The organism is Paenibacillus forsythiae T98 (assembly GCF_000520735.1).
Lineage (GTDB): Bacteria > Bacillota > Bacilli > Paenibacillales > Paenibacillaceae > Paenibacillus_AQ > Paenibacillus_AQ forsythiae.
The window spans coordinates 1-7,121 of record NZ_ASSC01000065.1 but is presented as its reverse complement, the minus strand read 5'-3'; the positions used below and the strand labels follow the sequence as shown (position 1 = coordinate 7,121).

Here is a 7,121-nt window from a genome sequence, read left to right as displayed (position 1 = left end):
CGCCTCTTTCAAACGAAGCTTGCGGCGGGGCCGAAGCTACAGAAAGCGGAACTGCGCTTCAATCAAACCGTGATAAATGCCTTGCTGCTCCGCCAATTCCTGGTGAGTTCCCATTTCCTTGATTTCTCCATGGTCGAGAACGACGATTTGATCCGCATGGCGGATGGTCGACAGCCGGTGGGCGACGATAAACGAAGTACGGCCCTGGAGCAGCACCTTCAACGCCTCCTGGATTTTCAGCTCCGTTTCGGTATCAATGCTCGCCGTCGCTTCATCCAGAATCAGAATTCGCGGGTCGGCCAGCAGCGCCCGGGCAAAAGACAGCAGCTGCCGCTGCCCCATGGACAGCGCGCTGCCGCGCTCTTCCACCTCGGTCTCGTATCCGTCCGGGAGCTTCATAATAAAATCATGGGCGTCCACCGCCCTGGCCGCTTCCTCCACATCCAGATCGCTCGCGTTCAGCCTCCCGAAACGGATGTTGTCCCTGATCGTTCCGGAGAAGATGAACGTGTCCTGCAGTACGATGCCGATCTGGCTCCGGAGACTGCTCAGCGTAACATCACGGATATCCTGGCCGTCTATGGTAATCCTGCCTCCTGTTATATCGTAGAAGCGGCCAATCAGATTAATAATCGTGCTTTTGCCCGAACCAGTATGGCCGACAAGCGCGATTGATTGTCCCGCCGACACTTCAAGATCAATTCCCTTCAGCGCGGCACGGCCTTTTTCATATTCGAAATAAACCTGTTCAAACGAAATGTCCCCATGAATAGTAGGCATTGGCCTGGCCCCCGGCTTGTCCTGTACAAGCGGCTCTTCGTCCAGATATTCAAAAATCCGTTCCGAAGAGGCCATCGCTACGAGCAGCTGATTGTAGGTCTGCCCAAGCCGGTTGATCGGGTCCCAGAAGTTGCTCACGTATGTGCTGAAAGCGACGAGTACGCCGACGGTCAGATTCCCGGTCTGGATCATATGCGCGCCAAGCCAGAACAGAACCAGCGTTCCAAGGCCGCCCGTCACCTCTATAATCGGGCCAAAGCCCTGATTCATTGCCGATGCCTTATCCCAGGATCTCTTGTTGTCCCGGTTCATCATATCGAAATAGTTCATGTTCTCCAGTTCCTGGGTGTATGCCTGGGTGACCCGGATGCCCTGAATCGATTCGTTCAAATGGGAGTTAATCCGCGAATTTTTGATCCGCACCTCCTGCCAGGCGATACGGATCGTCCGGCGATATTTGGTCGAAACCAGGAACATAATCGGAACAGTGAGCATGACGGCAAGGCCCAGCTTCCAGTTCAGAGCCAATAAAATAACGATAATCCCGGCAAGCTGCACGCAATCGATAATCGAGTTGACGACCCCGTTCGTGAACAGATCCTGGAGAGAGTTAATATCATTGGTTACTCGCACCAGCACCGAGCCTGCCGGACGCTTGTCGAAGAAGTTGAACGACAGCTTCTGAATGTGCTTGAACAGGTCGGAACGCAGATCATAAATGACCCGTTGGCCGATCATATTCGTATATTTGATGCGGAATACGCCTGCAATCCACTGCACGAGATACAGCAAGAGGACGCCTGCCGTGAGAAAATACAGCAACGTCAGGTTCGGACTCCCGCTCTTGGGCGCAATCGCCTTGTCGATTGCAAGACTGGTCAGAAACGGGACCATGAGCTTCGTCACCGTCCCCAGCGCCATCATCAGCAGGACAAGCGGCAGCATTTGCCTGGTATACGGCTTCATATAACCGAACAGCCTGGTAAACTGCTTCCAGTCAAAAGCCTTGTCGATAATATCGTCGTCCTTGTAAACAAATCTTTCATGCACCGATATATCTGTTTCCGGTTTCAGCGAAGCCGGGGCTTCTTTACTTCTACTCGCCGTTGTTTGATTCACTGGTCTTCACCTCCGGCGGCCTTCGCCAAATAATCGGCATACTGAATCCGGTACACATCCTGATACGCCCCCGGTCTGCCAATCAGCTCCTCATGGGTGCCCTGCTGAACAATTTTCCCTTCATCCATGACAAGGATCTGATCGGCATGCCGGAGAGAGGATATCCGGTGAGCGATAATGAGCGTCGTCCGGCCCCGCATAACCTCCTGAAAGCCCGTCTGGATTTCATGCTCTGTTTCCATATCGACCGCGCTGGTGGCGTCGTCAAGAATCAATATCCGCGGATTCTTCAGCAAAGCTCTGGCGATGGCGATCCGCTGCTTCTGCCCCCCGGAGAGGCCCATGCCGCGCTCTCCCACAACGGTGTCATAGCCTTCCGGCATTTCCATAATAAAATCATGGGCCTTGGCCAGTTTGGCCGCCCGAATGACCTCTTCCATCGACACCTCTTTCAGCCCGTAAGCGATATTCCCCCGGATGGAGGAAGAGAACAGAAAGGTTTCCTGGAATACGGCGGCGATCTGCGATCTCAGGCTCCGCACTCCCAGCTCCCTGATGTCAGTACCGTCAAGCCTGATGCTGCCTTCATCCACATCATAAGCCCGCATCAGCAGCTGAATAACGGTTGATTTGCCCGAGCCGGTTCCACCCAGAAAACCGATAACCGAACCCGGTTTAGCTTCAAAATGAATGTCCACAACAGCCGGCAGCTTGTTTCCGTAAGCAAAGGTAACATGGTTAAAGACGATATGCCCCTTGACCTCGGACGAGCTCAGCTCTGTGGCGTCGGGTTTATCCTGCACGTCAATCCACTGGTTCAGCACCTCCAGCACTCTCTCTCCGGAAGCCTTGGACTGCGTATAGTTGTTAATATGAAAGCCCAGACCCCATACCGGCGCAATAATATACCAGATCAGGCTGAAAAAAGCGACAAGTTCCCCAAGCGTCATATCTTTGTTGATGACCAGCGTTCCGCCCACTCCAAGCAGAATCGCCACGCACGCGCAGGCCAGAAACTCCATAGCCGGGAAGAACCGGCTCCATAGGCCGGAGGCGTAGATTTGATTGTTCTTGTAGCGCTCATTGCGCCCGGAGAATTTCTCGATCTCATACGGCTCCCGGGCAAAAGATTTGACCGTCCGCACACCGGTAACGTTCTCCTGAACCGTTGTAGTCAGCTCGCTGAGCGCCTGGCGCATCTCCTGAAAAGCGGGATGGATACGGGATTCGAATTTAAAAGCTATCGCGGCCAGAAGCGGCATCGTAACCAGCGTAACGAGCGTAAGCTGCCAATTCAGCGAGAACATCATGATCGATCCGAAGACCACCATGAAGAATACATTGAGCAGCTGCGCAAATCCGAAGCCGATAAAATGCCGGATCGCTTCCAGGTCACCGGTCAGCCGGGACATCAGATCGCCGGTCTTGGCGGTGTCATAATAACGGAACGACAAAAATTGAAGTTTTTCATAACACGCGTTTCGAAGACTGTAGGCCAGGTAATTTCCGAGTCTTCCTCCGAAGAAGCCGTGCGCAAACTGCAGAGACGCTTTTACGCATACGACCGCCAATACGGTCAAGGCAAGCAGGGGAACTTCACTAAATTTCATAGGCAAGATAACATCGTCAATCAACTTTCGAAGCAGGTTGGGGGTAATCAGCCCGACGGCTGTAGCGGCCGCCAGACAAACAATCGACAGAATCAGAAAATGCAGCCTCTCCCGGTAAAAAACCCGCAGCTGCCTGAGAACATCCATGTCTCTCCTCCTTTATTTTCACAAGTTTCCGAGCTTTAACGCTTTCAATTTCTAGAGACTTTAAGGAGTTTATCACTCCTGCATTAATGGTGCAAAGCGGAAAAATACCCAAAATTAACGTTATACGCTCAAAATCACCGATTATCCCGGCTAAATATATCCCTGGATTCATAGAATGCTTCCGTTTTCTCACAAATGCCCGCTTCTACAAGAAAATTGAAGCAAATAAAAAGCGTCCCCATTGCCGGAAACGCTCATGGTTATCCCTCTCACTATAAGCTGCCATACCCAGCCGCTTCGGATTAATCAGGAGGGTTCAGGCATCTCCATCTCCGTCATCACTTGCCACGTTACCCCGTACTTGTCCTCAAGCTGGCCGAAATGCGCTCCCCAAAATTGCTGCTTCAACGCGTCGATGACTTTGCCGCCTTCGGCAAGCTTATCAAAAGCCGCATAAGCCTCTTCTTGGGTCGAGAATTCCAGCAATAGAGCCTGCCCATTTCCCCGCTCAATCGTCCACAAGGAATCACACATATAGAATGGAATACCGGCCGCTTTGAAGCTCAGATGCATAACCTTGTCCTTGTACTCCGGATTCGGATCGGGGCCATCCGCGAATGTCATGACACTCAGAATTTCTCCGCCGAGCGCCTCCGCATAAAACGCAGCCTGTGATCTTGCATCCTCCGAAAAAAGGTATGGGGTCAGTCTGGCCATGCTTCAACATCCTTTCATTCCTGAGTTTGAGTTTCTGTATTCATATTATTACAGAACATACGTTCTCGTCAAGTCCCAACTTTAGTTTATAATATAAAAAGCCTCACCGCGAGGGCGAGGCGTTCACTCCTTATTTCTTGATGACCATTCTTGAGGTTTTTTTATTCACCTCGGCATCATGGTCGGCAATAAAATCATTCAGCAATTTTTGCGCGGAAATGCATTCGGTCGGTGTATTGGCACCCGTTGTTTGCAGCAGCTCCACCATTTTCTCCTTGATGTTCAAATCGGCTAACGAATCACCGCCGCGCAAGAAACAGAATTTGATGTCCTCCCCTTCCGGGAGATACCTCACGCTTTGGCTCGTTGCCGAATCCATCGTGAAAAACTCGAGGTTGCCCTCCAGATTGATACCGCCAAAAGCAAGCATAACCTTTACACCGCGTTCATTTAAATCATCCGAATTAAAAAAATCGGCCAAGGCATTATTGATGACAGAAAAGTCCGTCTTCACATCAAAGTAGGGCAGCATTTGGACCGACAGCTCTTCACACGGCCCTTGGCTGCCTGCGAAAGCAATAAAAGCCTGATTCCCGATATTAATAAACCGCTGATAATCTTCTTGCAAAGTTTCCTTATTTTCCCCGATTAATAATCCATCGCTCATCACGCATAAAAAGTCCTTCCGGCCCAAAACAGACACGAAGCTCATATGACCCCTCCCAATCTTGTATATAAAAAATAAAATACGTGTCCGAGCGCCTTGGGCATAAAAGCGTCAAGACCGCTGCGGACACGTATTTGCATGTTAGGCAAGCCGGACGGCCTTGATTGTTCAAGACTAGCCGATGCTTCCCTCCATCTCAAACTTGATAAGACGGTTCATCTCGACGGCGTATTCCATTGGCAGCTCCTTGGTGAACGGCTCAATGAAGCCCATGACGATCATCTGGGTCGCTTCGGCTTCCGTAAGGCCCCGGCTCATCAGGTAGAAGAGCTGCTCCTCGGATACCTTGGAGACGGTCGCTTCATGCTCCAGCGTAATATTATCGTTCATAATCTCATTATAAGGAATCGTATCCGAAGTAGATTCGTTATCCATAATGAGCGTATCGCATTTGATATTCGACTTCGCGCCTTCCGCCTGGCGGCCGAAGGAAGCGAGTCCGCGGTAAGTCACCTTTCCGCCGTGCTTGCTGATCGACTTGGAAATGATAGTCGACGTTGTGTCCGGTGCCAGATGAATCATCTTGGCGCCGGCATCCTGGTGCTGGCCTTTGCCGGCCACCGCGATGGAGAGCACGGAACCTTTGGCTCCGCGTCCTTTCAGAACGACTGCCGGGTATTTCATCGTCAGCTTGGAACCGATGTTGCCGTCAACCCATTCCATCGTCGCGTTTTCTTCCGCAACTGCGCGTTTGGTAACAAGGTTGTAGATGTTCGGTGCCCAGTTCTGAATGGTGGTATAGCGGACGCGCGCGTTCTTTTTACAGATGATTTCAACGACCGCGCTGTGCAGCGAATTCGTGCTGTAGACCGGAGCGGTACAGCCTTCCACATAGTGCACAAAGCTGTCCTCATCCGCAATGATCAGCGTTCTTTCGAATTGTCCCATGTTCTCGGAGTTGATGCGGAAGTAAGCCTGCAGCGGAATTTCGCATTTCACACCCTTCGGAACGTAGATAAAGCTTCCGCCCGACCAAACGGCGCTGTTCAGCGCAGCGAACTTGTTGTCTGTCGGAGGAATCACGGTGCCGAAGTACTCCTTGAAAATCTCTGGATGCTCGCGCAGAGCCGTATCCGTATCCGTAAATATAACGCCCTGCTCTTCAAGATCCTGCTGCATGCTATGATAGACAACCTCGGATTCGTACTGCGCCGACACACCCGCAAGGAATTTTTGCTCCGCTTCGGGGATACCGAGCTTATCGAAGGTTTCCTTAATTTCGGAAGGAACCTCTTCCCAGGTCTTGCCCTGCTTCTCGGATGGTCTCACGTAGTACTGTATATCGTCGAAATCAAGCTCGTCAAGGTTTCCGCCCCAGCGCGGCAGCGGCATTTTACCGAATTGTTCGAGCGATTTCAGACGGAAGTTCAGCATCCACTCCGGCTCATTCTTGATCGCCGAGATTTCCTTGACAATTTCCGGAGTCAGCCCTTTACCCGTTTGAAATACCGCCTTGTGCTCGTCCCGAAAACCATATTTGTACTCTTCAATTTCAGGCGCTTTTTTGGCCATAGGGGTAAGCCTCCTTCAGTTTATTTAGTGGTGGTGCCGCTCTTCCTCGTCGATGCCCTTGCGCAGCGCATTCCAGGCCAGTGTCGCACACTTGATCCGGGCCGGAAATTTGTTGACGCCGGAAAGGGCCTCCAGATCCTCGTAATCGTCGAACGTCACGTCCTCGCCTTTCATCAGTGCGGAGAATCGGCTGGCCAGATCCAGCGCCTTCTCTACGGTCTTCCCTTTAACGACTTCGGTCATCATCGATGCGGAGGACATGCTGATCGAGCAGCCTTCGCCGACATACCGGGCTTCCTTCACAATTCCGTCTTCCACTTTAAGCTGTAAGGTAATACGGTCGCCGCAGGTTGGATTGTTCAATTCGACCTTCATGCTGTCATCCTCGAACAAGCCGCGGTTCCGGGGATTCTTATAATGATCCATAATGACACGTCTGTACAAATCATCCAATTGCATCGGCGAAATACTCCTTTGTCCGGATTAATGCCACGGCCAGCCGGTCAATA

At 51.6% G+C, this 7,121-nt stretch carries 6 protein-coding genes; all 6 read right to left on the bottom strand.

The genetic code is table 11. The features are described 5' to 3' along the window. Positions 1–36: 36 nt before the first annotated feature. The gene (locus L692_RS0102365) at positions 37–1,854 is read right to left on the bottom strand and encodes an ABC transporter ATP-binding protein (RefSeq protein WP_036721532.1); all 1,818 of its coding nucleotides are present in this window, start codon (positions 1,852–1,854) and stop codon (positions 37–39) included. A 41-nt stretch (positions 1,855–1,895) separates the two neighbouring features. Then, the gene (locus L692_RS27590; protein WP_036721530.1) at positions 1,896–3,656 is read right to left on the bottom strand and encodes an ABC transporter ATP-binding protein; all 1,761 of its coding nucleotides are present in this window, start codon (positions 3,654–3,656) and stop codon (positions 1,896–1,898) included. Positions 3,657–3,962: 306 nt separating this feature from the next. Continuing rightward, positions 3,963–4,373, bottom strand: coding sequence for a VOC family protein (locus tag L692_RS0102355; RefSeq protein ID WP_025696857.1), 411 nt, complete (start codon positions 4,371–4,373; stop codon positions 3,963–3,965). A 130-nt stretch (positions 4,374–4,503) separates the two neighbouring features. Continuing rightward, positions 4,504–5,085: a hypothetical protein gene (locus L692_RS0102350; RefSeq protein ID WP_025696855.1), complete on the bottom strand. Its 582-nt coding sequence runs from the start codon at positions 5,083–5,085 to the stop codon at positions 4,504–4,506. A gap of 129 nt (positions 5,086–5,214) precedes the next feature. Further along, positions 5,215–6,612: a Fe-S cluster assembly protein SufB gene (gene sufB / locus L692_RS0102345; RefSeq protein ID WP_025696853.1), complete on the bottom strand. Its 1,398-nt coding sequence runs from the start codon at positions 6,610–6,612 to the stop codon at positions 5,215–5,217. Positions 6,613–6,636: 24 nt separating this feature from the next. Further along, positions 6,637–7,071, bottom strand: coding sequence for a Fe-S cluster assembly sulfur transfer protein SufU (gene sufU / locus L692_RS0102340; RefSeq protein ID WP_025696851.1), 435 nt, complete (start codon positions 7,069–7,071; stop codon positions 6,637–6,639). Positions 7,072–7,121: the final 50 nt, after the last annotated feature.